Source organism: Oleiphilus sp. HI0043 (assembly GCF_001634935.1).
This window is the reverse complement of sequence record NZ_LWEY01001793.1, coordinates 1-1,282: the sequence shown is the minus strand read 5'-3', so window position 1 is coordinate 1,282 and position 1,282 is coordinate 1. Positions and strand designations below refer to the sequence as shown.

The 1,282-nt window shown below is 45.8% G+C and carries 2 protein-coding genes; both read right to left on the bottom strand.

Going from position 1 to position 1,282, the window contains the following annotated elements:
* On the bottom strand, positions 1-516 hold a 516-nt coding region (gene metW, locus A3729_RS27560), incomplete at its 3' end, for a methionine biosynthesis protein MetW (protein ID WP_068634496.1).
* Positions 516-1,282, bottom strand: a 767-nt coding sequence (locus A3729_RS27555; protein ID WP_068634495.1) for a homoserine O-acetyltransferase, incomplete at its 5' end; no start/stop codon positions are given. The genes A3729_RS27555 and metW, both read right to left, overlap by 1 nt.

Below are 1,282 nucleotides of genomic sequence, written 5' to 3'. Positions count from 1 at the left end.
TGCATCCACCACTTCGCGGTTCAGGATCTTGATACCTTTTTGAACACAAAGCGCTTCAAAGTCCTTAAAGGTGCAGAGGTGGATGTTCGGTGTGTTATACCAGGTATGCGGCAAAGTTTTCGACATCGGCATTTTGCCATTCCACAAAAGGTAATGGCGGCAACGCCAATAGCCAAAATTTGGAAAGGTAACAATTCCCTGATTTCCGAGACGCATCATTTCATCAAGCATCACATCCGGACGCCGGACTGCCTGTAGAGCTTGCGTCATAATCACCGTATCAAACTGCTGATCGGCAAATTGAGACAGGCCTCTTTTGTCCAGATCATGCTCTATAACATTAACTCCCTTCTCAATGCATCGGGTTATCTGCTCTGACGCAATCTCTAGCCCATATCCAAGGACCTTCTTTTCCTGCTGTAAGTGCGCCAGTAAAGTGCCATCACCACAACCTAAATCGAGCACACGGCTGCTTTCTTTCACCCAGGGTTCTATCAGTCTCAGGTCGGCACGCATTATTTTATCTCCTCAGCAATACGCTTCATATAAGCTGAGAAGATAGCCATATAGCGCTCCGTTGGAATTAAAAACGCATCATGTCCATATTCTGAGTCTACCTCTGCATAACAGACACGTTTACCTGCTTTAGTCATAGCTTCAACCAAACGCTCTGAACGCTCGGGAGAAAAGCGCCAGTCTGTACTAAAGGAAACAACAAAATAGCCACACTGGGCTTTGCCTAGTGCTTTCTCAAGAGAACCTTCTGTTTTTTCAGCCGGGTCAAAGTAATCCAAAGCCCGTGTCATTAATAAATAAGTATTGGCATCAAAGGTTTTTGAGAAGCGCTCACCTTGATAGTTTAGGTAGCTCTCGACTTCAAACTCAACATCATAGCCAAAGTTGAAGGCTTCTTCCTTTAGATCCCTACCAAACTTTTCACCCATTGAGGCGTCAGACAGATAGGTCACATGACCAATCATACGAGCGAGCATCAAGCCTTTCGACGGTATGGTATCTTGGCTGTAATAGTGACCTTGATGAAAATCGGGGTCAGAGGTAATCGCTTTACGAGAGATTTCATTAAAAGCAATATTTTGAGCAGTCAGCTTAGGTGTTGAGGCAATAACCACCGCATGTTTCAAACGCTCGGGATAATTGAGCGACCACGCCAAAGCCTGCATACCGCCTAGACTCCCACCGACCACCGCAGCCCAAACGTCAATGTCTAAACGGTCAGCCAAGCGAGCTTGACTTTCGACCCAATCGTCAACAGTAATAATAG